This is a genomic window from Acinetobacter sp. KAM396 (assembly GCF_021602765.1).
Lineage (GTDB): Bacteria > Pseudomonadota > Gammaproteobacteria > Pseudomonadales > Moraxellaceae > Acinetobacter > Acinetobacter towneri_A.
The window spans coordinates 90,645-115,507 of record NZ_BPPH01000006.1 but is presented as its reverse complement, the minus strand read 5'-3'; the positions used below and the strand labels follow the sequence as shown (position 1 = coordinate 115,507).

Here is a 24,863-nt window from a genome sequence, read left to right as displayed (position 1 = left end):
CCGTACAACTGACGTAACTGGTGCAATCCAGTTGAAAGAAGGCGTTGAAATGGTAATGCCAGGTGACAACGTTGAAATGTCAGTAGAATTAATCCACCCAATCGCAATGGACGCTGGTTTACGCTTCGCGATCCGTGAAGGTGGTCGTACTGTAGGTGCGGGTGTTGTTGCTAAAGTAACAGCATAATCACTTTATAGTGTGAAAAAGCGCTCCGTTTGGGGCGCTTTTTTTATGGCTGTATTTTGCGTGCTAGTTTCCAGATGGATGAAAGCTTGCTGTATTGATGGTTGAAATAACGCTCTTTGAACCTTGAATCAATCTACAAAATATTTTATTGCCTTCTTTTGCTATGGTGTTAATAGCTTATTTTTTCTCGTAAATAAAAAAATAATTTCACTTATCTTTATTTTTTGTTGCTCATGTCCTGAACTGACAATTGGCTGTCCTTAAGTGCAGTTAAATAACGCACAGAAAACCGTAATATGAAATCATACCGATAAATAAAAAAAAGTGGGTTACAGCGTGAGTAACGTCATGGATGTATCCTCAGGAGTAAGTAACATGAATGCTAAGTTGAGTGTAAGTGAACGTGCTGGTGCGAGTTTTCCTGTCCGTCGTATGAATTTCAACTTTGATGCTGTACCTGAATATTGGATGAGTGGTAATGCAGGCTTAACTCATTTTATGACTGCTTTATCTGCATTATTCCCTGCAGGTGAGAAGTTTTTTATAGATAGTGTACGTGCGCTGCGTTATCACCCAATGCTGAAAGACAATGCAGATTTACAGAAAGAAATTAGTGCATTTATTGGACAAGAAGCCATGCACACGCATGAGCATGTTAGTTTTAATGCCGCTGCACAGAAATTTGGACATGATGTAGATACTTTAGATCGTTATACAGATATCGTGATTCAAACCAGTCGAAAATTTATAGCAAAGTTAGCTAAACCGATTGGTATTACGCAGGAAATGGTAGATTTAACTTCAACTACTGCGCTAGAACATTTCACAGCAACGATTGCTTCACAATTATTGACCAATTCACATATTCAAGAATTAATGACTGATGACACCATGAAAGCTATGTGGTTGTGGCATGCCATTGAAGAAAATGAGCATAAAGCTGTGGCTTATGATGTGTTTGAAGGTGTGTTTGGCAAAGGTGTGAAAGCCTATGCACTCCGGACAAGTTCTTTGATTATCTCGATGCTGACTTTGTTTTTAGTTCAAAACTATTTTCTATTGCGTTTGTTAAAACAAGACAAGCAATTGAATCTAAAAAATTTACGTATGATTTATCGTTATGCTTATAGCCCATCAAAAGGGATTATTACCGGCATGGGCAAAGAAATGTTGTTCTATTTCAAGCCGAATTTTCATCCTAACGATTTTGACACCACAACTTTATTAAATACTTGGAAAGCTAAATTAGGCTTTTAAACTTTTCCCTTTGGTCTGGCAACGTAAGTTGCCTTTTTTTTTGCTCGATTTTTTTGTAGTGAAATCTATAATGCCTACATCTTAGAACAGCACAAGATCATTCTTATGATTCGTTTAATGCAGACCCATGATGTCGCTGATGTGGTTGCGATTGAAAATTTGGTACAAAGTCATCCGTGGAGTACCAAACAATTTGCCGAAGCGGTGGACAGTTACCACAGTACCGTGATTGAACACGCAGGGAAAGTGGTGGGTTTTTGTATTTTACAACCTGTGTTGGATGAAGCAAATTTGTTGTTGATGGCGGTACACCCAAGCCAGCAAGGCAAAGGTTTAGGTTATCAACTGCTAGATCATTCTATTGCGGGATTGAAGAACCAACCTGTGCAGATTTTTTTAGAAGTGCGTGAAAGTAATTTAGCCGCGATAGCCCTGTACGAAAAGTCAGGTTTTCATCAAATTGATTTACGTAAAAATTATTATCCTAAAACGGATGGGACACGCGAGCATGCCATTATTATGGTGAAATCTTGTAGTGATGATTTTGCCAGTTTGTTTAAGTAAATCTGATGAAGGTAAAAACTGGTCTTGTGCGAATTCGGTTTATTTGATGATGGAGTTATTCCAACCTAAGGGCAGCGTGGTCATTAAGGAGTTTCCCAACTGCTGCACCTCATCGTTATTTAGGCTGCGGTTAATGCGTCGCCATTGACCATCAAGCAGTAGCTCAAGGGGCACATATTGCGATTTGTAGTTCATTTTGTTGGAATGAGGCACCCAATAGCCCAAGTAAACATATTGCAGTGCCAAAAGCTGTGCCTGTTCAATTTGTTTTAATACTGCAAATGTTCCGAGTGAGCGACGACTTTCGTCTGGATCAAAAAAGGTATAGACCGCAGAAATACCATCATCTAAATAATCACAGGTCGATACTGCAATTAAGCGATCTGCGTGCCAAATTTCTAAAAAGAAGCTGCTGGTACAGCTGTGGATGAGGAATTTTTCAAATTGGTCACGACTGGCAGGGAACATATCGCCATCGGCATGTCGTTCATTGATATAGCGTTCATACAGTGCATAATGCAAATCGCCAGCATCTTGTGGCTTTGTAATTTTGATCTGTAAATCGTGATTGCGTTTCCAAGCTTTCTTTTGGGTGCTATTCATTTTAAATTCAGCGACAGGAATACGCGAAGAAAGGCATTGACGGCATAAATGACATTCAGGACGATAGACAAAATCGCCACTGCGACGAAAACCGACCCGAGAAAGTTCAGACAAGGTTAGCACATCAATTTTATGTGCAGGGTCTAAAAAAACCATTCGCGCAGATTTTTCAGGTAAGTAGCTGCAATCGTGCGGCGGAGTAATGTAATACTGCAAATCATTTAGCAGGGATTTTGGGTGATATGAATTCATTGTCAAGATCCCTCTCTGTTATTGTCATTCAAGTAGGCGCGCATATTGCGCTATTGTTTTACTTGAAAATACACTGTCCTGATATTTTTTCCAATTGATGGCGGGCTGTTTTACAACATCTTGTAACGATTTAAGGTAGTCTTGGCGAGAAAGTGTACATGCGCCCAGACTAATTAAATGATCATTGACCAATTGACAGTCAATCCAAGGCAATTGTTGTTCTTGTCCGAGCAGCATCAAACTATAAAATGCCATTTTAGATACATCAGTGCGATGGCTAAACATGGACTCACCAAAACAGCCCTTGCCAATGCTGACCCCATATAAACCACCGACCAAAAGATCTTGCTCCCAAACTTCAACGCTATAGGCGTAACCTGCGTTAAACAATGCACAATAACCTTGAATGATATCTTCACTGATCCATGTTTCGTCTGCATAACTTCGTGGCAGTGAGCAGGAACGAATGACATCTTCGAAAGCATGATTAATCGTAATTTGATAATCATGCTTCTTCATATTGCGAAGGAGTGATTTACTTGGTTTATACGCATGTGGCTCGATGATGCAACGAGGTTCTGGACTCCACCAACAAATGGGTTCATCTTCATTAAACCAAGGAAATAAACCATGTGTATAGGCTTCAAACAATGTAGTAGGGGAGAGGTCGGCACCAATACAGATGAGGCCTTGACCTTCAGGGTCAGCTTCAATGGGGTTTGGAAAGATAAACTCAGATGGGGGAAGTTGTTGCATGATTGAAGTAAGTAAATATGAATAATTCTAAACTAACGTAACTGAAATTGAATGGCAATCATTGAAGATTGCCACTCAAGTAATAGGTTAGTTAAATAATCGAAGTTGTTTAGCGATTTGTATTTTTTTACTGTCAATAAACAATTGTGCTTTGGTTTGAATAATTTCAAGACTTTTGGTTTGATCAGAGACAGTAGTTCCATCTTTGTCTAAAACAAGCCATCCAAGCTGACCAATCACCTCTTGGACATAATGTGCAAAATCACTCGCAGTCTCTAAGCCATCAATAAAATGTGCTCGATAAAATAATTGATGAAAATGTTCTGTAGCAATACCAATTCCAGTAATTGGACTGATTAACACACTATAGTTTTGATGAAAACTGGCTTGTTTTAAAATGTAATGATTTAAATTTTGGCAATGCAAAATTGTTTTTTCGCTTGGTTGAAGGTTCTGACAAGGTTGAGCCAAGCCTAGATGACACAAAATCACTAATGCATTTAGAATCTTTGCATAATTTAATTCTGGAAAACTAGGTTCAAGCTCAGCAATTGTAAGTGGCTGGTAATTACATTCAGCAAAGAGATTACCTATAGGTTGATATATTTCTTCAATTAAATTGAATGTGCCTAATAGTCCATTAATACTCGTTGGTAGTTGCTCTTTAGCTGTAAGCAGCACGAAAGCAGTGTTACGTAATTTTTCTTGGACTTGTAGCGGTGTTAAATTATTTTTTCCGCGAATAAATAGGTCACGTCTAAATTGCGTGTTTGCGAAATAGTCTCGACACTGTTCTTTAAAGATTGGATGCTCAATCGCATTTAAAAATTGCTGATGTTCATCAGAGAAATTAATATTGTCTAAATGGGTACCAAGATCAGTAGAACCAGCGTAAGACAATTTGATTTCATCAAGTATACGAACGATTTGTTGAAATGAAAAACATTGCCAATCTTGATTTAAATACTCATGAATTAAGTAATTTGGATTCTGTTGTTTTAAATCCGCAACCTTTTGTAAAGCATTTGGATTGCGTTGAGCAAAAACTGGATTTTTTTTCAGTAATTCATCACTAAAATTGAGTGCTTCATTCACTTTCTGAATTGGATTGGTGCTTTTGCTATTAAACTTAAAATGACTATGAAATAGTTCACGAATTGGCATATTTGCAGCCCAACCCGTTACACAGTTATAACTGATATACACGATGCCATTTGGTTTCAAAAATTTGCGAATGAACTTTAGAATAATATGTTGATTTTCATAACTAATCCAACTCCAAATACCATGTAAGCTGATCGAGTCAAACATCGGTAAATCTTGACGATTTAGCAACTCTTCAAAACTATCATCATAGAAAAAATGTTCAACATGGCTTTGTTCTGCTAATTGATTGGCATGGGCAGCATGAGCAGGGTTAAAGTCCGTACCATAAAATTTTGCTTCATTACATGTCGCATGGATATTTATGCTGACACCTTGTCCAAAACCGAGTTCGCAATGATTATGGGTTTCTTGAAAATCAGGACTTTCAATACCGTTTAGTAGTAAGCAAAACTTTTGAAAATTTGGACTCAAATCTCGATAGTAACCATAGGTGTAATTAACTTCAGTTTGATAGCCGTTAGTCCATGTCGTTGTCATTTATGTAATCCACTCATCAATTTTTGTTTAAAAAGTCTTCATGTTTTTGATTGTATGAATGATTTGTAAAAAAAACCACCAAAAAAATGGTGGTTTTTTCTTAAATTGTTACTTAGTTCGAGTTGTCTAAATATTTTTCTGCATCTAATGCAGCCATACAGCCTGAACCTGCTGAAGTGATTGCTTGGCGATAGATACTATCTGCTACGTCACCAGCAGCAAAAACACCTTCAACTGAAGCCGCTGTTGCATTACCTGCCGTGCCACTATGCACTTGAATGTATCCATCTCTCAAGTTAAGTTGACCTTCAAACATACCTGTATTTGGCTTATGTCCAATCGCAACAAATAAACCTTGAACTGGAATATCTTGAGTGCTTGAATCTTGAGTCGATTTAATACGAACTGACGTTACACCAGTTTTATCACCGAGCACTTCATCAACTTGATGGTTCCAAATGATACTGATTTTGCCTTCTTTTTCTTTAGCAAAAAGATGATCTTGCAAAATCTTCTCAGAACGTAAGCTGTCACGACGGTGAACTAATGTTACATGCGCAGCAATGTTAGATAGGTAAAGTGCTTCTTCAACAGCGGTGTTACCACCACCGACAACCATTACATTTTGGCTTTTATAGAAGAATCCATCACAAGTCGCACAAGCACTTACACCTTGACCCATAAAGGCAGCCTCAGACTCAAGACCTAAATATTGTGCAGTCGCACCTGTGCAAATGATTAAAGCATCACAGGTAAATTCTTCCATATCGCCTTTGAGTACAAATGGGCGCACATTCAGGTTTACTTCATTGATATGGTCATACACGATTTCTGTGCCAAAGCGTTCCGCATGAGCTTGCATACGTTCCATTAACGCTGGGCCTGTTAAACCTTCAGGATCGCCTGGCCAGTTATCAACTTCTGTGGTCGTGGTGAGCTGACCGCCCAATTGTAAGCCTGCAATTAAGGTTGGTTTTAAGTTGGCACGTGCGGCATAGACTGCGGCACTATAACCTGCAGGGCCTGAACCTAAAATAATTAAACGTGAGTGACGAGCGCTCATGCACAGCATCCTTTTTTTATTTAGAAATTTATGGAATTATACGTGAAACAGGATGAGTTTGCTGTGTGATTAAAGTTGATATTACTGATCATGTAAATCGATTTGAGCTATATAGAAAAAGTTAACAACACACTTCAATAATCTTGCATCTTTTTCTAGGCAACACATGCATAATAGAAGGTCTGTTATAATTTATAGCTTGCTGTGTGGTGAAGCTTGCATGGTGAAATGCAACTTAAATGACACAGCTAAATGAAATACAGATGCTCCGAATCAGGTGGCTTTTTAAGACCATCGAACAAACAAAAAACATTGATGAAGAATTGGCGACAGGACAATATATGACTGCGGTGTCGGGTGCTTATGCACAGCGCTTAATAGCGACATTATTTTTGGTCTCTTTTGGAATATATCTGTTCCTTGCAACAGTGACCTATACTCCATTTGACCCAGGTTGGATGCATATTTCCAGTGACACCCAACAGATTTCAAATGCGAGTGGAATCGCAGGTGCGTGGATTGCTGATTTATTGTTTGGCTTTTTAGGTTGGGCGAGTCTGCTTCTTCCTGCTTATTTTTTTATTGAAGCCTTACAAGTCTGGTGGCCGCGTAGTTTTTTAAACCGTCCATTTCGTTATGCTGCACAATTCTTCATTTTATTGGCCACTGCAAGTTTACTGTATTTATTTTGGCAAGTGCCTGCCGATACGTTAGACAACGCCTCAGGTGGCATCATTGGTTTTGAACTTGGGAAAAGTTTATCGCAAATTTTAACCATTTATGGTGCAACACTCTTTTTAGTCGTCTTTTGGATTTTCTTGTTTACCCTTGCATTTGGCGTGAAGTGGAACAGAACCTTGGCAACTTTTAAAGCTACACCTGCTTATCTGCAAGATTTGTTCTATAGCAATGTGCCTGAAGCAGAATCGGACTTTGACCGTTCCGCACCACAGGTGAAAAAGACCGTTGTTGCTGCTGAAGTGGCATCAACCGATTTAGAAGCGAGTGAACACGTGGTTGCACAGGTGAAACAATCTGAAGTAACTACGCCACATCCTGCAGCAGAGCGTATGTTTAATCACATGCAGCAACGCGAAGAAGAAGAACAGCAGGTGCAGCAACAAGTATTGGTGCAAGATGAAATTGATGATGTTGAATTAGAGAAAACCATCGAAAAGGTGCATCGCTTAGAACAAGACAGCCAGCGTATTGTTGCGACAGGCGAAGTGTGGCGCGCTTTACAAGATAATACCGACAGTCAGCATAACCAAGACATTCATGCTTTATTGCGTGCTTCAGAAGAACCTGAGCCGCATCTACAATCTAATCCTTTTGATGACGTGCGTTCTGGAACTGCATCATCTCAAGCCACTATAAAGTCATCGTTGGATTGGGATGATGACCAAATTTTTGATGAATTGCTCGCAGCAGTTCCGCAAGGCAAAGCTGCAAGTGATTTACACAGCCCATTCCAAAATAGTGGAATGGATGCTTTAGATGAGCCCGCGACCCAGCAAAAAACAGTGCGTCCGCACTCGAATCCTGCAATTCACGATTTTAACGATGAACTCAGCAGATTTGAGTCAGATTTTAATCCGCCATCTTCAAATGCCTCGAATACGCAAAATCAGGCTGTACGCCAAGAACGTCATTTACAGCATGATTTAGACAGCTTAGATGACTTGTTGGTGGATGATGAGTTACAGCAAGATGCATTTCCAGATCAAGTGCCTGTAGCGCGTAATACCAGTAGCTATGCACAAAGTTCTGCTTTTGTTCAGGCACCTATTCAGACGGCAGCTACTGCCGCAGTGATGGCAAGTGCAGGGACAGCTACACAGGCTGAACATGCAGAAAAAGCAGCATTATCCAAAGAAGCATTTATCGAAGCATGGCAGGAAACCGCAGGCAAGCCGCAAGATGAAGATGACTTTGATGCGCCGCTAACCGATGCACATGGTCGCCCGATGTCACGCGCCATGCAGGTTGCAGAAAAACGTCGTGATCTTTCTCCGCTTCCAGGTTTGGATTTGCTCGATAAAGTCGATCCAAACAAAAAAGTGAACTTCACTGCAGAACAATTATCGCGCTTGTCGGAATTGCTGGAAATTAAATTACAGGAATTTAATGTCAAAGCCAAAGTGGTTGAAGCACAGCCTGGCCCTGTTGTGACCCGTTTTGAGCTGGATTTGGCACCCGGGGTCAAAGCGTCGAAAGTGACCAATATTTCCCGTGACTTAGCGCGTTCAATGTCAATGGCATCGGTACGTGTGGTCGAAGTGATTCCAGGCAAGCCGTATATTGGTATTGAGGTACCGAACAGTTCACGTGAAATGGTACGTTTAATTGAGTTATTACAAACGCCTGCTTTTGAAGATCCAAACGGCATTTTATCTATGGCGATGGGGAAAGATATTTCAGGCAACCCTGTGATCACTGAATTGGGTAAAGCACCGCACATGCTCGTAGCAGGGACGACGGGTTCAGGTAAATCGGTGGCAGTGAACTCGATGATTTTGTCGATGTTGCTGAAATATAAGCCTGATCAATTGCGCTTAATTTTGATTGACCCGAAACAATTGGAGCTTGCTAACTATAACGACATTCCACATTTGTTGACGCCTGTGGTGACTGACATGAAAGATGCGGTCAGTGCTTTAAATTGGTGTGTCAATGAAATGGAACGTCGCTATAAGTTGATGTCTTTCTTGAAAATTCGTAAATTAAGCGACTATAACCGTAAGGTTGAAGAATCTATTGCCAATGGTGAAGATTTAATTGATCCAACTTGGAAACCTGGCGATTCTGCAACGCAGGAACGTGCACCGCGCTTAACGCCATTGCCATCTATTGTCATTGTGGCAGATGAGTTTGCCGACATGATTATGCAAGTAGGAAAGAAAGCGGAAGAAATGATTACCCGTTTAGCACAAAAATCACGTGCAGCAGGGATTCACTTACTTTTGGCAACTCAGCGTCCATCGGTAGATGTGATCACTGGTCTAATTAAAGCCAACATTCCAACTCGTGTGGCTTTACGTGTAAACTCAAAAATTGACTCACGAACTATTTTGGATGCAGGTGGCGCAGAAGATCTGCTCGGTCATGGTGACATGCTGTTTTTAGGGCCAGGTAAAATTGAACCAGAACGTGTACATGGTGCATTTATTTCGGATGATGAAGTCAACCGTATTTGTGATGCATGGCGTGAGCGTGGTGATCCTGACTATGTTGATGAAATCTTGACACCATTTGATGAAGAACCGTCTTCACGTGGTTTTGAAGATGGTGAGGGCAGTCCAGACCGTGATGTGCTATATGATCAGTGTGTGGCGTTTGTGCTAGAAACACGTAAAGTATCGACCTCATCTTTACAGCGGAAATTCAGCTTGGGCTATAACCGTGCAGCGCGTATTGTTGATCAGATGCAAGAGCAAGGTATTGTGAGCGAGCAGGGTGCAAATGGGAAACGTGAAATTTTAGTGTAAAGCTTCATTTTCTGTTTGATCTTGAATCAAGTACTGTAATAAAAAAATCCCGCAATTCAATATTGTGGGATTTTTTTAATTCAAGCGCTTTGGCTGAGTTTAGCCAGAGATTGTATTTAAACAGTTTAAGCAAACTTGGCTAAAACTGCTAAAAAACCATCTTTTTGACGTGGAAATTCAGCAATCACATCGTGAATACGTTGACCTTCAGGATTGGTGGCATTCACATCACGACCATCGGCAACAAATTGTGTCAATAGACGTTCATAGTCGCTTGGACGCATGTGTTTAAATGCGTGATAGAGTACGTGAAAATCTGCATTCACACCTGCAGGTGGTAACTGATTTAAGTAAGCAAACACACGTTCATCCGACCATGCTTCGTTAAAGGTTGCAGGTTGAGATAATGCCATAGCAATCTCCTTTATATTCTTTTGAAAAAATAGGGCAAAATAACTTGTGTTATTTTGCCCTGATTCAATTTGCTTGACTAATCAGTATTCAGATTATCGCTCTTCAGGCAAATTGATATTCATTTCTAGCATTTCAATATTGGCTTCTGAACGTACTGACATTTGAATGTGTTGTTCATCTACCCCACGCACGTAGCGGTTCACCACTTGCATGATTTCTTTCTTCATCTGATCAATTTTTTCTTGGCTTAAGCGTTTACCAAGACCTTGTTCAGAAGCAACAATCACTTTTAAGCGATCTTTTGCTGTTTGTGCGCTAGATGGCTTATCTTCACCGCTAAATAATTTGCTCCAAAATCCTGCCATGTCTACGCTCCAAATAATCGTGCTAACCAGCCCTTAGGTTTCGCTTCAATATGGCGAAACGGACGTTCTTCACCTAAGAATCGTGCAACCAAGTCATCATAAGCCTGACCTGCAGCAGCATCGCTATACAGAATGACAGGTTTACCTTCGTTTGATGCTTGAAGTACGCTCTTACATTCAGGAATTACGCCTAAAGTAGGTACACGTAAAATATCTTTAGAAATGTCATCAATCGTCAGCATTTCTTGTTTATCGGCACGTTCTGGGTTGTAACGTGTAATACACAGGTGCTTACGGATACGGCCTTCGTTTTGTTCTACTTTTTTAGTTTTGCTGTCGAGCATACCAATAATACGGTCAGAGTCACGTACTGAAGAAATTTCAGGGTTAGTCACAATAATCGCTTCATCGGCATGATACATCGCTAAAATAGCGCCGCGCTCAATCCCAGCAGGTGAGTCACAAATAATGTAATCAAACTCTTGTGCAAGCTCATCCATAATACGTGCCACGCCTTCATCGGTCAGGGCATCTTTATCACGGGTTTGTGAGGCTGGAAGAATATAAAGGTTTTCAATATCTTTATCGCGAATTAATGCTTGTTGTAAACGCGCTTCATTATTTAAAACATTCACAAAATCATAAACAACGCGACGTTCACAACCCATAATTAAGTCAAGGTTACGTAAACCCACGTCAAAATCGATAACAACAGTTTTGTGACCACGTAGGGCTAAACCTGTTGCAAAAGATGCACTTGTAGTGGTTTTACCTACGCCACCTTTGCCTGATGTTACGACAACAATTTTCGCCACCGAATCCACTCCTGTTATGGTTTAAATTCCCCTATATTTTCTCGGGGATTTTTGGTGATTATTTATACATTAAAATTGTAGAGCTTCAAATACAAGCTCTTGGTTATCATTTAAGTAAATATGCACAGGTTTTTTGGTCACATGCTGTGGAATGTCGTCCGCAACGCAATATGTGCCTGCAATAGATACCAATTCTGCTTCTAGGGAATGGCAGAAAATTCGTGCTGCAATATTCCCGCCCGCGCCGGCAATGACTCTACCACGTACACTACCATAAATATGTATATTTCCTGAAGCAATCACTTCTGAACCGCTGTTAATGCCTGCGGTTAAAATGATGTCGCCCTGATGCTGTACCAGACATTGGCCTGTACGCAAAATTTCATCGTGATACGACGTAATATGTGCCACTGCAGGTGCCGTTTCAGCGACTTGATTTTCAGCCTGTTGTTCTGCGGCAGGCTCAGGTTTAACTTCCACCACTTGTTCTTTGGTCGCTTTCACTTCCTGAAGTGGGCGGTCTTGTGGAATCACAGGAAATTGAATGGCACGTGCCTGATCGCCCAATAGTCCTTCGGTCACCGCAATTGGCTGTGCCTCTAAACTAATGAGTAATTGAATCAGTGCAATCAGTTCCTGTTCGACTGAACTTTCAATAACCACCAAAACACCTGGTGGAAATGATTTTTGCAACATTGGGCTTAGTTGCTGGCGGATCGCATCATGATCATTGGTGTCTAAGCTAATGCGAATCGCATTGACCAATCTGCCTTTTATCCGTATGTCAGCCATAATAATTCCTTAACACTTCTGACTCTGCTGGTTGTCGAAGTCATATTATAAATAGAGCAAATCCTAGAACAAATTGGGTGAATTCTCTAGTTGCATGACTAAAAATATTTATCCCAATCGTAAAAATGTTAAAACGCACTCATGAAATATTCTGTTGTTGTCCTTCATCTAAAATTTGTTGCCATTGTTTGACTTTTACTTGTTTGCGAATGGCTTCCAAACTTTCAAATACTGCTGACTCTACTAATTTATCAATATGCTGATTATGTTCAACTTCTATCTGACTAATTTTTTCGGCAATCATTTGATACGTCGGGTTGCTGGACTGTGCGTTCGGTTGTGCAAAAGGTTCAATCAAGCCTTGGGTGATGTTTTCGCCTAGTCGCTGACCAATACTTTGAATTTGCTGTTCAATACGACCACCAACCAATGGAATCAGACGCAGAAGCTGAGTCAGCTCAGGCGTATCTTCAATGGCTTGATTGACTACCAGCCCTACATTTTTTGCAATTTGGTGGCGTTGGGCTTGCAACTCTTTACCCAAGGATTCTTGCAGAATATCCGCCAGTGCAATGGCCAGTAACTGACGATGCCGCTCGACCAAATCATCAATAAACTGTTTGTGTGTGGTGCTGGTGGTCAGTTCACGCTGTACGCCATTCAGCACAGTCAGTACCACTCGGCTACTCAGTTCTTCCATCAATAAGCTGTAATAGAAGTTGCCACGTTTATACCAACTATTTGGGATGACTTTATAACCGTGACTATGCAGGTTGTAACCAATCGCGATGGCACGTAATAAACGTAAAAAACGCAATTGCGGAATGATCGCAAGAATTTCATACCAGTGAATAAACGGGAAAAACCACCAACGTTGATGATGTTTGAAAATGATTGCAATACCCCAACGCACGCCCAACTCTACAATTAAAAAAGTGGTAAACCAGCCTTCAGTGATAATCACCCAAGGACGTAACTCGCCCCGATAAAACTGTAAGATTTCAGGCAGGCGAATAAAGTCGAACAGCCATTCACCAAAATCACTCATTAAAATGGCATTGGCACTTAAACAGAACAAGTTAAAGATGATTAAACCCATCAAAAACAAGTCATAAATTAAGGCAATTTTCCAACCCCATGAATCTTTACGTAGGGTATGGAATGAGGATTTGATTACAGGCTCTTCAGACTTTTTCATGGTTCACCTGATTGGGTTAGACCGTTGGGGCAGCAAATTTTTGTTGCATGGATTCAATCAGCTGATCTTTTTCCAACCATAATTCATGCACCCATTGCTGGAAACGCTCACGGTATTCAGCATCATCTTCGTAATTACCACCCAAGACCCAGTCTGGAATGTTGATTTTTCGTAAATTTACCGCAATGCGAGGAACTTCTCCGAGCCAGAACTCGCTATAGCCTGGCACGCCATCTGGGTAAACAATGGTCATATCCACCAAGGCATCAATTTGATCGCCCAAAATATTTAATGCCAACGCTAAACCGCCAGCTTTTGGCTTTAATAAATGTTGATAAGGCGATTGTTGTTGATCATGTTTTTCTTTAGTAAAGCGAGTGCCTTCTAAATAATTTAGCAAGGTAAAGGGCTGACTTAATAATTGTTGGCAGGCTTTACGTGCCTCTTGCATATCACGATCTTTCAGTGCTGGTTTTTTTTCAATTTGTGCTTTGCTGTGACGCTTCATCATTGGGAAGCCTAAAATTTTAAAGGCCTGCCCCACAAAGGGAATAAAGATCAGCTCCCACTTGGTAAAAAAGCGGGTCAAAGGCATGCGGGTTAAACCAAAATATTGATTTACTGTGGTATCGACCCAACTTTGATGGTTACAGGTCATCAGATAACGACCTTGCATGCTCAGCTGCAAATTTTCATCAATGCTGATATCCCATTGGGTATTGGGTAACACATGATCAATCAGCCAGTTATTTACACTGAGCCAACTGTTGGTAATTTGAATATTGGCTTCATCGACCTTACTTGACTGCTTGAAGAGTTTGGTTAAGCCTAAAGCCAACACAGGAGGGCCGTGAAAAAATGTACTGCCAGTAATGACTGTACCCACAGTGAGTCCTTTTGTGATTTTTTTTAATAAAGGCTGTTTTTTTGCTTGCGATGACATATAAATCAATCCTGAAGATAAATCGTCCAATGCGTCACGTATTTGTAGATTACTCCACTATAAATGTTGTTTTTAAAATAAAAAAGTGTAGAAGTGAAAGTGTGTAGAAATTGTGATGAAGTTATACCCAGATTTGTACATGATCATGTATATTTGTAAGTAAAAGTTTTTTTATTAACAAAAAATCAATGGTCTAAGTGTATTTTTTCATTCAATATTCAGCCTGTACAACAAAACACAAGTAAGGAGGCATGCCATGCGTGCATTAGTAATATCGACAGCAGTTGTAGGGGCAATGGTATTAACAGGTTGTCAATCGACTGGTAACAACCTTGGTGGTATGGAATATGACAAAACAGCGTTAGGTACAGTAATTGGTGCTGCTGCAGGTTATGGGGTCTCTAAAAGTAACGCAAACACAAGTGCACAAAACAACCGTGCTGCAGCGATTGGTGCTGTAGTGGGTACTGCTGCGGGTGTTTATCTTGACAATAAAGAAAAACAACTTCGTCAACAAATGGCTGGTACAGGCGTAGAAGTAAACCGTAATGCCGATGGTTCTGTTGGCTTGATCATGCCGGGTAACATCACGTTTGATACGAACAAATCAAACATCAAACCAAACTTCTATTCTACATTGGACAAAGTAGCGCAAACGCTAACCCAAGATAACAAGAGCGGTATTTTGGTAACAGGTTATACTGACAGCACTGGTAACGACGCAATCAACATTCCATTGTCACAAGCACGTGCACAATCGGTTGCAAACTACTTGGCTAGCCGTGGTGTATCAACTTCACGTATTAATGCACAAGGTCACGGTGCTGCAAACCCAATCGCATCGAATGCTACTGCAGAAGGTCGTGAGCAAAACCGTCGTGTAGAAATCAGCATTTATGCGATCCAATAATCTGGCATTGTATAAACTGTAAAGAACCGCCTTCGGGCGGTTTTTTCATGTCAAAAATTTAGTGTTGTCTAATTGCATACTCAGCAAATAGACAATGACGTTGAAAGCAGCATTTTAGATTAGTCATCTTAGGCTGAGATGACTATAATCAAGCTCGAACCGAAATAGAGGAAATACTATGTCACTGGCAAGTCAGTTAAACGACAAGCAACTTGAAGCGATGAAATACACTCAAGGACCCTTGTTAGTGCTTGCAGGGGCGGGTTCAGGTAAAACTTCGGTGATTACCCGAAAAATTGCCTATTTGGTTAAGCATTGCGGGATTCCTGCGCATCGTATTACAGCGATGACTTTTACCAATAAAGCAGCACGAGAAATGAAAGAGCGTGTGACCAAATTGTTGTCACGAGAAGAAGCTAAAGGATTATCGGTTTCGACTTTCCACACCTTTGGTCTGAACTTATTACGTTTTGAATTAAAACACACGCCGTTAAAAGCCAACTTCTCTATTTTAGATGCCGATGACTGCAAACGTATTCTGATGGACTTAATGCACCGCGATAATTTGTCGGGTGCAGAAAGCAAAGAATTGATTGCCAAAGCCATGAAGATGATTTCAGACTGGAAAAATGATCTGATTGCACCAGAGCAGGCGCATACCACCTGCGAAACGCCAGAAGACATCCAATTTGCACATTTATATCAACTTTATGAACGTAATTTACGTGCCTATAACGCGGTAGATTTTGATGATTTAATTGTAATGCCGACACGGCTTTTGCAAGAAAATGCCGAAGTGCGTGACAAGTGGCAAAACCGTGTTCGTTATTTATTGGTCGATGAGTATCAGGATACCAATACCGCACAATATATCTTGGTGAAATTACTTGTAGGTGTGATGGGGCAGTTTACTGCGGTAGGTGATGACGACCAATCGATTTACGCGTGGCGCGGTGCGAAGCCTGAAAATATGGCCTTACTGAAAGACGATTTTCCAAATTTAAAAGTGATTAAACTTGAGCAAAACTATCGCTCGACTAGTCGTATTTTAAAAGCAGCCAACACTGTTATTGGTAATAATCCACATATTTTTGATAAAAAACTCTGGTCAGATAAAGGTCATGGTGAAGTGATTCGGGTGATCACTTGCCGAAACGATGATGATGAATCAGAACGCGTGGTGAAAGACTTACTCACCCATAAGTTAATGAACGGTAAAAGCTGGAAAGATTATGCGATTTTGTATCGTGGTAACTTTCAGGCGCGCATTTTGGAAACCCAATTACGCCAAATGCAAATTCCGTACAAGCTTTCGGGTGGTCAGTCATTCTTCGCGCGTGCTGAAATCAAAGACATCATGAGTTATTTGCGTTTGATTATTAACCCTGAAGATGACAGCGCATTCTTACGCATTATTAACACGCCTAAACGTGCGATTGGCCCTGTGACTTTGGAAAAACTAGGGCTGTTTGCACAGGAAAACCATTTGTCATTATTGGCTGCTGCAGGTGATCAACGCCTGACGATGGCAATTCCGAAAAAAGCCACGACGCAGTTGGCAGAGTTTGCAGATTTTATTGGTAATTTTACTCGTAATTTATTGGAAGATGATGAGCCTGTGCCAATCATCCGTCAAATGATGCTCGAAGCAGGTTATATCGACTACATTAAAGAGCAAGCAGCTACCCCTGCGCAGGAAAAAACCAAGCTGGATAATATCGAAGTTCTATATAGCAGCATCCAAAGTTTGATTAACCGTGCTGAAGATGTCGATGAAAAGAATATTGAAAGCGTGATTCGTAAAATGGTGCTGCTCGATATGCTCGAACAGCAACAGGAAGAAGAAGACACTGATAAAGTCAATTTACTCACCCTGCATGCGTCCAAAGGCTTGGAATTTCCGTACGTGTATTTGATTGGTTTGGAAGAAGAGCTTTTACCGCATAAAAACTCGATTGTGGCAGATACTGTCGAGGAAGAACGCCGTTTGATGTACGTGGGGATTACTCGTGCACGTCAGGGCTTAACCATTACTTTGGCAGAACAGCGCAAAGCGGGCGGGCAAATGAAACAAATGACCCCAAGTCGTTTTTTGGATGAATTACCACAAGATGAATTGGAATGGCTCGGACGTAAGAAAAAGTTAGCCGGTGATGTCGATCCGAAATTACAGGCACAGCATTATTTGGAAAATTTACGTGCCCTGATTAAGCGCTGAAAAACACAGGGGGTGTTGATGCAAGTACAGCATCAAATGGCACATCGAAAATCGAAAGCACATTGAAAATTTAAAAGCAGGATAAACTTCATGAAAGTTCAAGTTAAAGTCTTAGATTCACGTTTAGGCACAGAATGGCCAATGCCAACTTATGCAACCGCAGGTTCGGCAGGTTTGGACTTACGTGCTTGTGTAGACAGCAGCACCGTGATTGAGCCAGGTCAAACTGTATTGGTCAAAACAGGTTTAGCGATTTATATTCAAGATACAGGTTTTGCAGGCATGATTTTGCCGCGTTCAGGCTTGGGTCACAAACATGGCATCGTGTTAGGTAACTTGGTGGGTTTGATTGATTCAGATTATCAGGGTGAGTTGATGGTTTCGGTTTGGAACCGTAGCCAAACTGCATTTAGTCTAGAACCTGGTGAGCGTTTAGCGCAATACGTTTTGGTACCTGTGGTGCAGGCTGAGTTTGAACAGGTGGATGAATTTGTGGCCACTGAACGCGGTGCAGGTGGTTTTGGGCATACGGGTAAAAACTGAGTTTACTGAGGTTTTAGCCTAAATCGTTTGGTAAGGTTTTACCTGAAACTTTACCAACAATTCTTGAAAAGTAACGAAAGATGTACTAATAATGACAAGTAAATCACTAGCTCTGATGAGACCATTGCACATCTATTAAAAAATCTAATTAGAATTTTCAAAATATCTCGAGCCAAGATTTATTCACTTTATGTTGGCTCATCTTTGTAGTTGTAAGCCTATGAACAATCCACAAACACTTTTTCCACAGCATATTTTTCGCGCTTACGACATACGTGGCAAAGAAACTGTGCTGACTGTGAAATTGATAAACGCGATTGCACAAGGATTGGTGCAACAATATCAACAAGAAAAGCAAACTTAAATTAGTATTGGTTATGATGCGCGTTTAAATAGTCCTGCTTATGCTGAAATTGTACGCCAGGTCTTTCTTGCCCATCAATTTCAAGTAAAGATGGTGGGTTGTTGTTCCAGCCCCATGTTGTATTTTATGGCACGACTTACGGCAGGCAATGGCATTATGCTTACGGCCAGTCATAATCCAAAATCAGACAACGGCATTAAATGGATAGTACAGGGCGAACCGCCAAGCCCTGAAATGATTCAACAAGTGGCACACGATGCAGCACCATATTATTTAAATACCGATGTAGCAACATTCCTTGAATTACAACAAGCTGACAATATCTCTCATGAATTTATTGAAGATGCGTGTCAGCAATATCAAAATGCGATATTGCAAGACCTTCATCTGGCACGCACTTATAAAGTTGTGTTGGATGGGATGTATGGCTCGGCTGGGCATTGTGCTGCTCTGGTATTGCAAAAGATGGGTTGCGAGGTAATTGCTTTACGCTGCGAAGCCAATGGTCATTTTCCAGAGCATGCACCCGATCCATCTCAAGAAAAACACTTACAGCATTTAAAAAATGCGGTGCGTGAACATCAGGCAGACATTGGCATTGCTTTAGATGGCGATGGTGATCGTGTCGTCTTGTTGGATGAACGTGCAAATGTACTTTCTGCAGATCGCTTGTTGTCCTTATTTGCAGAAATGTGCTTAAAAACCCATCCTCAGCATCAAGTGGTATTTGATGTAAAATGTTCCACCATGGTACGCAATACCGTACGTGATTTGGGTGGCGAACCAGTGATGATTCGTACAGGTAGCACCTTCTTACGTCGTTATTTGGCGCAGTCGCAAGGCAAAGCTGTATTCGGTGGCGAATATGCAGGACATTATGTATTTAATGATGGACGTGGTTTTGGTTATGACGATGGTATTTACGCAGCGCTGCGCGTGCTGGAATATTTAAGCCATAGTTCATACAGTGGCCTTTCAGCACTGATGCAGAAATACCCTGAGCGTTGCTGCACCGAAGACACTTATATCAGCACACGTAATATTGAACCGAGTATGGTTTTAAATGATGTTGAAAGTTATAGCCATCGCAGTGGGGCAGAATTAAGTAAAATAGATGGTGTAAGACTTGATTTTGAAGATGGATTTGGCATTATTCGAGCATCTAATACAGGCGAATATTTTACGGTGCGTTTTGATGCCGATAATCCATCACGACTGAATGATATTCGCGATACATTTGTTTCCATGTTAAGTGAGCGATATCCTGAAATCGCCCAAGACATTTTAGATGCTCAATAAGGAGAGGCGAATGCCACATCAACAGACTGGTATCGACAAAGCGCAAATTTTGACCGAAGCTTTGCCGTATATTCAACGTTTTGCGGGCAAGACCCTTGTTGTGAAATATGGTGGCAATGCCATGACCGATCCTGAGCTGGAAAGTTCTTTCGCACGTGACATCGTGCTGCTTAAAACAGTCGGATTAAACCCGATTGTCGTGCATGGTGGCGGCCCACAAGTAGATTCTATGCTCAAACAATTGGGACGCGAGTCTGACCGTATTGATGGCATGCGTGTGACCGATCCTGCTACCATGGAAGTGGTGGAAATGGTGCTCGGTGGTAGTGTGAACAAGTCCATTGTGAATCTGATTAACCAACATGGTGGTCGCGCCATTGGTTTGACAGGTAAAGATGGTAATTTGATTCGTGCACAAAAATTATTGATGCAAAAAACCACCGAAACAGGCGAAGTCGAGCAGATTGACCTTGGTTTAGTCGGTGAAGTGGTTGGGGTAAAAACTGACGTTTTAGAAATGTTTACCAGCAGCGACTTTATTCCTGTCATAGCACCTTTAGGTGTCGATGATACAGGCAATACCTATAACATCAATGCCGACTTGGTGGCTGGTAAAGTTGCAGAAGCATTAGGTGCAGAAAAACTGATTCTACTCACCAATATTACTGGTGTGCTAGATGAAAATAAAAACTTATTGACCGGTTTGACTACGCAGGAAGTGGATCGTTTGATTGATACTGGTGTGATCTATGGCGGTATGATTCCTAAAGTTGGCTGTGCATTGGATGCAGTCAAAGGCGGTGTAATCAGCGCACATATTGTAGATGGTCGTGTGCCGCATGCAACCTTACTGGAAATATTTACCGATCATGGAGTTGGTACTTTAATTACCAACCGAGTGCAGGCACGTAAGTAATAGTTCATTTGAGTGGGTTTGCACATTGTGCTAAGTCTGCAAAAGATTGAAAAGAGCTTCAAAGGAGGCTCTTTTTTTATGCCGTACAATAGTCATTTGTTGATTTTAAATGCCGAATCAGGCTGATTTGAGTAAAACAGAATTCTGCTAAAAATCAGTCATCATAGTGTCATGCAGCTGTCCTAGTGTAAGAGAAAACACGAGGTATCTATGATGCTGCAAAAATTAAATCAATACCGTCAACAATTAAGTTTTCCATTAAGCAAAGTTGGCAAAGCACAGAAAAAAAATAGCAAAGCCACACAATATGCGTTTGAATGGGTCGAAAATTTAAAACAATTACAAGAGGTACAACGCTTTCGTGCTCAGCAATTTTCTAAACAATTTGGCATTGAGTTTGCGTCAGGGTTAGACCAAGACTTATATGATTTTAGCTGTGAACATGCTGTGCTTAGAGATAAAGCAACGGGTGAAATTGTGGCGTATACCCGTTTAAAACTTTGGCAAGGGCATGAGCTAGCCAATAGTTATAGTGCACATGAATTTAAAATTATAGATGAATTGGGACATTTCTCAAATATTGTTGAAATGGGGCGAACTTGTGTGCATCCACGCTACCGTTCGGGAAAAACCTTGTCTATTTTATGGCTGAATTTGATTCCAAAAGTTTTATGGGAAATGCGTGCCAAACATTTAATTGGCTGTGTCAGTATTCGCTTGGAAGGTAATGAAGCACGTGCCTATTACACCCATCAAGCGATTCAGCAATTGTCTGAAAATCAACGCTGTGATATTCAATCTCAAGATGCATTTGCACCGAGTTGTCCAAGTCATAGCTTTAGTCAAGATGAACGTATCCCTAAATTATTTGACGTGTATTTAAAAATGAATGCCAAACTCTCAACTCAGGCATTTTATGACCGCGAATTTAATTGTTTGGACTATTTTGTATTGTTAGATGTGAAGCAGATGGCAAAGCATTTTATTCGACAAAAGAAAGTCAAAGCGTCATAAGCCTGCAGTTCAAATTTTCTGATTTGAAATATCATGATGGCTGATGCACAATAATAAAATTAACTAATTATTGTGTATAGATAAAGCCTTATGTGTCAGTTGCTTGGAATGAATTGTGCGACACCTACCGATATTACCTTTTCATTTCGGGGATTTTCGCAGCGCGCTGGAATTACATCAGATCATTCAGATGGCTTTGGAATTGCTTTTTTTGAAGATAAAGCTTGTCGTTTATTTGTCGATAATCAGTCTGCAGTCCAGTCACCAATTGCAGAATTGATCCGCAACTATCCCATCAAATCACGCAATGTGATTGCCCATATTCGTAAAGCGACACAAGGCAAAATTAATTTAGAAAATTCGCATCCGTTTAGTCGTGAGTTGTGGGGACGCCAGTGGATTTTTGCCCATAATGGCGATTTACAAGACTTTCATCCACGTTTATCAGGTCGTTTTACCCCTGTGGGCAATACCGACAGTGAACGAGCATTTTGTTATTTGTTAGATCAATTGGTAAATCGTTTTGGTTATGATGAACCTAGCCTGACACAAATTTTTGATCTATTAGTCGAAATTTCTCCTACAATAGCAGAACATGGCACCTTTAATTTTTGTTTGTCTAATGGTCAGGCATTATTTAGTTATGCAGTGACCAAATTACATTGGTTGGTTCGCGCTTATCCATTTCAACCTGCACAATTAATTGATTTAGATGTTGAGGTCGATTTTAGCCAAGTCACCACAGCAGAGGATTGTGTGGCGGTGATTACCACCGAACCTTTGACTCAAAATGAAACATGGACTGCATTTCAACCAGGTGAAATGATTTTATTTCAACATGGACGCCCAATTAAAAGTCAAATGACACATATTACGCGATTGGAACGTGAGCGTTTAAATCCTGAACTAAGGCGGATGACCAAAGCTGATCAATATTAATTTATACGGGTATACATGATTAAAAAATATCCGTTTTATTGTCGTATATTTCAAATAAAACAAGAATGAAAATGTATAATTTGGTTAAATAATAACTTAGTCTTTTGGTAGACTATTTGGGTTTAAATTAATTTAAATCAATACGTTGAGTTGATTTTTTGTGTTTTTAGTCAATCCCTACCAATTCACTTCATTTTTATTTAAGGTGAATACGTCTACCATTTACAGTGTGATTATTCATTTATTTCTGTAAGGTGGTCGTATGAAGATGAAATGGGTTCCAGAATACAACACTGGTATCGATGTGATTGACGATCAGCATAGACGTATCCTCGATTACATTAATGAAATTGTTGAAATTAGCGATGGCAGTGATCGAGCACGTATAAAGCAGATTTTAGATAATATTATTGATTACACTCAGTCGCATTTTACCTTTGAAGAATCTTTACAAGAAGAAGCTGGTTATAAATACCGCGTGCCACATAAACGGGTGCATGATTTATTTATTAAAAAAATTGAGTCTTATCGTGATCGTTTCGAAATGGGGCAATCCATTGAAAGCGAATTGCATGAAGTCCTATCAAAATGGTTAATTAATCATATTCAACACGATGACGCCGATTATGTAGGGGCTGTGAAAGAGAATATGATGGGCATTATTAAAGAAAATGAGAAGAAGAAAGGTAAAGGCTGGTTCGCACGTTTCTTCTCATAAGTCTGAAGCCATAAAAAATGAAAGAATAAAAATTATAAATTCGCGCAGCAAACTAGAGGAGTTGCTGACACTATCATAAATAGATGGAGTGTTAGCAACCTCTCAGACAGTTTGCTTTTTTCTTTTTGAGGTTTTGCTTTTCCTTGATGACAAAGGCAAAATAGCCATAGATTTTTATTAGGACAGCGTCATGCAGGACAATGCTATGTCACGATGGTTATCGCCGCTGATGGCATTTGGTTTATCATTCATTATTATTGCTACACTCGCACCGATGACAGGTATTCAGGTTGAGCGTCAGCTCGACTTTTGGTTATTGTGGTTAGCAACCATGCTGATTTTGGCATTACCGATCACTTATTTGGAAATTGCCTTAGCCAAACGCTCAAAAACGACAGCATTACAAGCACTTTCAAGTTTAACTCGTGATGCCGATGCCTCTCAAAAATGGCGTTTGGTGGGCTGGCTTGCAGTGGTGTTCATTCCATTTTTAGCAGGCGGTTTGTTGTCTAATGCTGCGCAAATTTTAAATCAATATGCCGCTGCGGACTTGGCTAGTCATGTCTTGTTTGTGATTGTGGCTGTTTTAGCACTGGCATTGTCATTAGTGCCGCGTCAAATTTTATTGCTATGTACCACTGTTGCTGTTGTGGCGGCTTTGGTTTTATCGGTGGTGATGGGTTCAGAACTTCCTGCATGGCAAGTCACTTCAATTGAGTTTAGCGAATGGGGGAGTGCAACTGTTTTGGCTTTGGTGGCCAGTGGTTTAGGTATGGGCTTGTACTGGCAAACTAGCTTGCAGCAAGCACAGCAACAATCTGCAGCAACCGCAACGGTATTGCCAATTTGGATTGCTCAGCTATTGGCCGTCTTTGCTTTTGCATTCTTTGCCGTACAGGCACAAATTCCAGCACTTGCTCTGGTGGTGGCAACTGTTGCAGCAGCAGCGGTTTTATTGCAATTGGCACGTGAACAATTAGCACAACGTCAAATGGCGGTTGCGATTCAGTGGATTGTATTGATTGCAGCAACTTTGGTTTGGGCAATTCCTGCCATGAGTCCAGTATTTAATTTTGCCTTGTTGCTTTGGGGCTTAGTCATTTGTTTGATTTACGCTATTTTTGCAGGCTGGATTATGAAAATCAGTCATCTGCGTAAAGCCATGAACTTTAGTAGTGAGGCGTTTTATAACATTTGGCGTATTGCGGTACGTGTGGTGTTGCCTGTATCTATCGTAGTTGCAATAGTGGCATTAATTGGACAGTGGTTCGGATGAGTCAAATGGCACAGGTTTGGGTGGCCTATGCCACACCCGAACAACAATGGCATATGACTGTTGCATTTCAGCAGGGCATGACCGTTTTGGATGCAATTCAGCAAAGTGGAATTGCAACAGCAACGACTTTATCTGAACCGTTGATGGTGGGTATTTTTGGTGTACGAGTTGAGCCGCAGCATGTACTTCAAGCAGGTGATCGGGTTGAGATTTATCGTGCTTTAACCATTAATCCGAAAGATATTCGTCGTAACCGTGCCGCAAAGAACCCTGTGGGACGTTATGCCAAAAGCAATCGCTTGAGACAATTGAAATGATTTCAAGA

22 protein-coding genes and 2 pseudogenes are annotated in these 24,863 nt (G+C 40.7%); 14 read left to right on the top strand and 10 right to left on the bottom strand.

Features of this window, described 5'->3' with window-relative positions; translation table 11 throughout:
• The 3 genes and pseudogenes from L6C30_RS05520 to rimI all read left to right on the top strand — a co-directional run.
• Positions 1–187: pseudogene (locus L6C30_RS05520) on the top strand (elongation factor Tu); the annotation flags it as partial.
• Positions 188–562: 375 nt separating this feature from the next.
• Complete coding sequence (locus L6C30_RS05515) at positions 563–1,444, top strand: metal-dependent hydrolase (protein WP_019838270.1); 882 nt, start codon at positions 563–565, stop codon at positions 1,442–1,444.
• Between the two features lie 105 nt (positions 1,445–1,549).
• On the top strand, positions 1,550–2,008 hold the full coding sequence (gene rimI / locus L6C30_RS05510; RefSeq protein WP_019838271.1) for a ribosomal protein S18-alanine N-acetyltransferase: 459 nt from the start codon (positions 1,550–1,552) through the stop codon (positions 2,006–2,008).
• Between the two features lie 39 nt (positions 2,009–2,047).
• Here rimI and L6C30_RS05505 read toward each other — a convergent pair whose 3' ends face one another.
• The 4 genes from L6C30_RS05505 to trxB form a co-directional block, all read right to left on the bottom strand.
• Positions 2,048–2,863, bottom strand: a complete 816-nt coding sequence (locus L6C30_RS05505; protein WP_019838272.1) for an arginyltransferase — start codon at positions 2,861–2,863, stop codon at positions 2,048–2,050.
• Positions 2,864–2,887: 24 nt separating this feature from the next.
• A complete protein-coding gene (aat, locus tag L6C30_RS05500) occupies positions 2,888–3,619 on the bottom strand; it encodes a leucyl/phenylalanyl-tRNA--protein transferase (protein ID WP_019838273.1) in 732 nt (243 codons plus the stop codon).
• 87 nt (positions 3,620–3,706) lie between these two features.
• Positions 3,707–5,263 (bottom strand): class I SAM-dependent methyltransferase, encoded by a 1,557-nt coding sequence (locus L6C30_RS05495; RefSeq protein ID WP_019838274.1) that lies wholly within the window; start codon positions 5,261–5,263, stop codon positions 3,707–3,709.
• 112 nt (positions 5,264–5,375) lie between these two features.
• Positions 5,376–6,326, bottom strand: coding sequence for a thioredoxin-disulfide reductase (gene trxB / locus L6C30_RS05490; RefSeq protein ID WP_136144706.1), 951 nt, complete (start codon positions 6,324–6,326; stop codon positions 5,376–5,378).
• A gap of 341 nt (positions 6,327–6,667) precedes the next feature.
• On the opposite strand from trxB, the gene L6C30_RS05485 reads away from it, so the two are divergent.
• Positions 6,668–9,814 carry a DNA translocase FtsK gene (locus tag L6C30_RS05485; RefSeq protein ID WP_026438248.1) on the top strand — a complete coding sequence of 1,049 codons (3,147 nt, stop codon included), beginning with the start codon at positions 6,668–6,670 and terminating at the stop codon, positions 9,812–9,814.
• Between the two features lie 125 nt (positions 9,815–9,939).
• Here L6C30_RS05485 and L6C30_RS05480 read toward each other — a convergent pair whose 3' ends face one another.
• The 6 genes from L6C30_RS05480 to L6C30_RS05455 all read right to left on the bottom strand — a co-directional run bounded on the left by L6C30_RS05480 (position 9,940) and on the right by L6C30_RS05455 (position 14,341).
• Complete coding sequence (locus tag L6C30_RS05480) at positions 9,940–10,227, bottom strand: PA4642 family protein (RefSeq protein ID WP_004975291.1); 288 nt, start codon at positions 10,225–10,227, stop codon at positions 9,940–9,942.
• A 93-nt stretch (positions 10,228–10,320) separates the two neighbouring features.
• The gene (gene minE, locus L6C30_RS05475; protein WP_004975292.1) at positions 10,321–10,593 is read right to left on the bottom strand and encodes a cell division topological specificity factor MinE; all 273 of its coding nucleotides are present in this window, start codon (positions 10,591–10,593) and stop codon (positions 10,321–10,323) included.
• Between the two features lie 2 nt (positions 10,594–10,595).
• Complete coding sequence (gene minD / locus L6C30_RS05470) at positions 10,596–11,408, bottom strand: septum site-determining protein MinD (protein WP_004975294.1); 813 nt, start codon at positions 11,406–11,408, stop codon at positions 10,596–10,598.
• Between the two features lie 69 nt (positions 11,409–11,477).
• Positions 11,478–12,200, bottom strand: a complete 723-nt coding sequence (gene minC, locus L6C30_RS05465) for a septum site-determining protein MinC (RefSeq protein ID WP_019838277.1) — start codon at positions 12,198–12,200, stop codon at positions 11,478–11,480.
• A gap of 139 nt (positions 12,201–12,339) precedes the next feature.
• Positions 12,340–13,398 (bottom strand): hypothetical protein, encoded by a 1,059-nt coding sequence (locus tag L6C30_RS05460; protein ID WP_019838278.1) that lies wholly within the window; start codon positions 13,396–13,398, stop codon positions 12,340–12,342.
• 16 nt (positions 13,399–13,414) lie between these two features.
• On the bottom strand, positions 13,415–14,341 hold the full coding sequence (locus L6C30_RS05455; protein ID WP_230245237.1) for an acyltransferase: 927 nt from the start codon (positions 14,339–14,341) through the stop codon (positions 13,415–13,417).
• Positions 14,342–14,597: 256 nt separating this feature from the next.
• Here L6C30_RS05455 and L6C30_RS05450 point away from each other — a divergent pair, with 256 nt between their 5' ends.
• From L6C30_RS05450 to L6C30_RS05405, 10 genes and pseudogenes are all read left to right on the top strand, one after another.
• Positions 14,598–15,251, top strand: a complete 654-nt coding sequence (locus L6C30_RS05450; RefSeq protein ID WP_019838280.1) for an OmpA family protein — start codon at positions 14,598–14,600, stop codon at positions 15,249–15,251.
• Positions 15,252–15,429: 178 nt separating this feature from the next.
• A complete protein-coding gene (locus tag L6C30_RS05445) occupies positions 15,430–17,469 on the top strand; it encodes a UvrD-helicase domain-containing protein (protein ID WP_019838281.1) in 2,040 nt (679 codons plus the stop codon).
• Positions 17,470–17,559: 90 nt separating this feature from the next.
• Positions 17,560–18,012, top strand: a complete 453-nt coding sequence (gene dut, locus L6C30_RS05440; RefSeq protein ID WP_019838282.1) for a dUTP diphosphatase — start codon at positions 17,560–17,562, stop codon at positions 18,010–18,012.
• A 220-nt stretch (positions 18,013–18,232) separates the two neighbouring features.
• Positions 18,233–19,675: pseudogene (locus L6C30_RS05435) on the top strand (phosphomannomutase/phosphoglucomutase).
• A gap of 10 nt (positions 19,676–19,685) precedes the next feature.
• Entirely contained in the window at positions 19,686–20,591 is a 906-nt protein-coding gene (gene argB, locus L6C30_RS05430; protein ID WP_168418240.1) for an acetylglutamate kinase, read from the top strand.
• A 213-nt stretch (positions 20,592–20,804) separates the two neighbouring features.
• Complete coding sequence (locus tag L6C30_RS05425; protein ID WP_236162533.1) at positions 20,805–21,605, top strand: GNAT family N-acetyltransferase; 801 nt, start codon at positions 20,805–20,807, stop codon at positions 21,603–21,605.
• Between the two features lie 90 nt (positions 21,606–21,695).
• Positions 21,696–22,544 carry a class II glutamine amidotransferase gene (locus L6C30_RS05420; RefSeq protein WP_236162490.1) on the top strand — a complete coding sequence of 283 codons (849 nt, stop codon included), beginning with the start codon at positions 21,696–21,698 and terminating at the stop codon, positions 22,542–22,544.
• A gap of 262 nt (positions 22,545–22,806) precedes the next feature.
• Complete coding sequence (locus tag L6C30_RS05415) at positions 22,807–23,262, top strand: bacteriohemerythrin (protein ID WP_236162491.1); 456 nt, start codon at positions 22,807–22,809, stop codon at positions 23,260–23,262.
• Positions 23,263–23,452: 190 nt separating this feature from the next.
• Positions 23,453–24,538, top strand: a complete 1,086-nt coding sequence (locus L6C30_RS05410; RefSeq protein WP_236162492.1) for a hypothetical protein — start codon at positions 23,453–23,455, stop codon at positions 24,536–24,538.
• Entirely contained in the window at positions 24,535–24,855 is a 321-nt protein-coding gene (locus L6C30_RS05405; protein WP_070154276.1) for an RnfH family protein, read from the top strand. Before L6C30_RS05410 ends, L6C30_RS05405 begins: the two co-directional genes overlap by 4 nt.
• Positions 24,856–24,863 lie beyond the last annotated feature (8 nt).

What these genes read in the sequence shown, in the direction of transcription:
- L6C30_RS05415 (WP_236162491.1), top strand. Translation starts at nt 22,807, where the DNA reads ATGAAGATGAAATGGGTTCCAGAATACAACACTGGTATCGATGTGATT.
- aat (WP_019838273.1), bottom strand. Translation starts at nt 3,619, where the DNA reads ATGCAACAACTTCCCCCATCTGAGTTTATCTTTCCAAACCCCATTGAA.
- L6C30_RS05505 (WP_019838272.1), bottom strand. Translation starts at nt 2,863, where the DNA reads ATGAATTCATATCACCCAAAATCCCTGCTAAATGATTTGCAGTATTAC.
- L6C30_RS05420 (WP_236162490.1), top strand. Translation starts at nt 21,696, where the DNA reads ATGTGTCAGTTGCTTGGAATGAATTGTGCGACACCTACCGATATTACC.
- L6C30_RS05405 (WP_070154276.1), top strand. Translation starts at nt 24,535, where the DNA reads ATGAGTCAAATGGCACAGGTTTGGGTGGCCTATGCCACACCCGAACAA.
- L6C30_RS05450 (WP_019838280.1), top strand. Translation starts at nt 14,598, where the DNA reads ATGCGTGCATTAGTAATATCGACAGCAGTTGTAGGGGCAATGGTATTA.
- L6C30_RS05425 (WP_236162533.1), top strand. Translation starts at nt 20,805, where the DNA reads ATGCTGCAAAAATTAAATCAATACCGTCAACAATTAAGTTTTCCATTA.
- L6C30_RS05515 (WP_019838270.1), top strand. Translation starts at nt 563, where the DNA reads ATGAATGCTAAGTTGAGTGTAAGTGAACGTGCTGGTGCGAGTTTTCCT.
- L6C30_RS05455 (WP_230245237.1), bottom strand. Translation starts at nt 14,341, where the DNA reads ATGTCATCGCAAGCAAAAAAACAGCCTTTATTAAAAAAAATCACAAAA.
- L6C30_RS05460 (WP_019838278.1), bottom strand. Translation starts at nt 13,398, where the DNA reads ATGAAAAAGTCTGAAGAGCCTGTAATCAAATCCTCATTCCATACCCTA.
- minC (WP_019838277.1), bottom strand. Translation starts at nt 12,200, where the DNA reads ATGGCTGACATACGGATAAAAGGCAGATTGGTCAATGCGATTCGCATT.
- trxB (WP_136144706.1), bottom strand. Translation starts at nt 6,326, where the DNA reads ATGAGCGCTCGTCACTCACGTTTAATTATTTTAGGTTCAGGCCCTGCA.
- L6C30_RS05445 (WP_019838281.1), top strand. Translation starts at nt 15,430, where the DNA reads ATGTCACTGGCAAGTCAGTTAAACGACAAGCAACTTGAAGCGATGAAA.
- dut (WP_019838282.1), top strand. Translation starts at nt 17,560, where the DNA reads ATGAAAGTTCAAGTTAAAGTCTTAGATTCACGTTTAGGCACAGAATGG.
- L6C30_RS05480 (WP_004975291.1), bottom strand. Translation starts at nt 10,227, where the DNA reads ATGGCATTATCTCAACCTGCAACCTTTAACGAAGCATGGTCGGATGAA.
- L6C30_RS05410 (WP_236162492.1), top strand. Translation starts at nt 23,453, where the DNA reads ATGCAGGACAATGCTATGTCACGATGGTTATCGCCGCTGATGGCATTT.
- rimI (WP_019838271.1), top strand. Translation starts at nt 1,550, where the DNA reads ATGATTCGTTTAATGCAGACCCATGATGTCGCTGATGTGGTTGCGATT.
- argB (WP_168418240.1), top strand. Translation starts at nt 19,686, where the DNA reads ATGCCACATCAACAGACTGGTATCGACAAAGCGCAAATTTTGACCGAA.
- L6C30_RS05485 (WP_026438248.1), top strand. Translation starts at nt 6,668, where the DNA reads ATGACTGCGGTGTCGGGTGCTTATGCACAGCGCTTAATAGCGACATTA.
- minE (WP_004975292.1), bottom strand. Translation starts at nt 10,593, where the DNA reads ATGGCAGGATTTTGGAGCAAATTATTTAGCGGTGAAGATAAGCCATCT.
- L6C30_RS05495 (WP_019838274.1), bottom strand. Translation starts at nt 5,263, where the DNA reads ATGACAACGACATGGACTAACGGCTATCAAACTGAAGTTAATTACACC.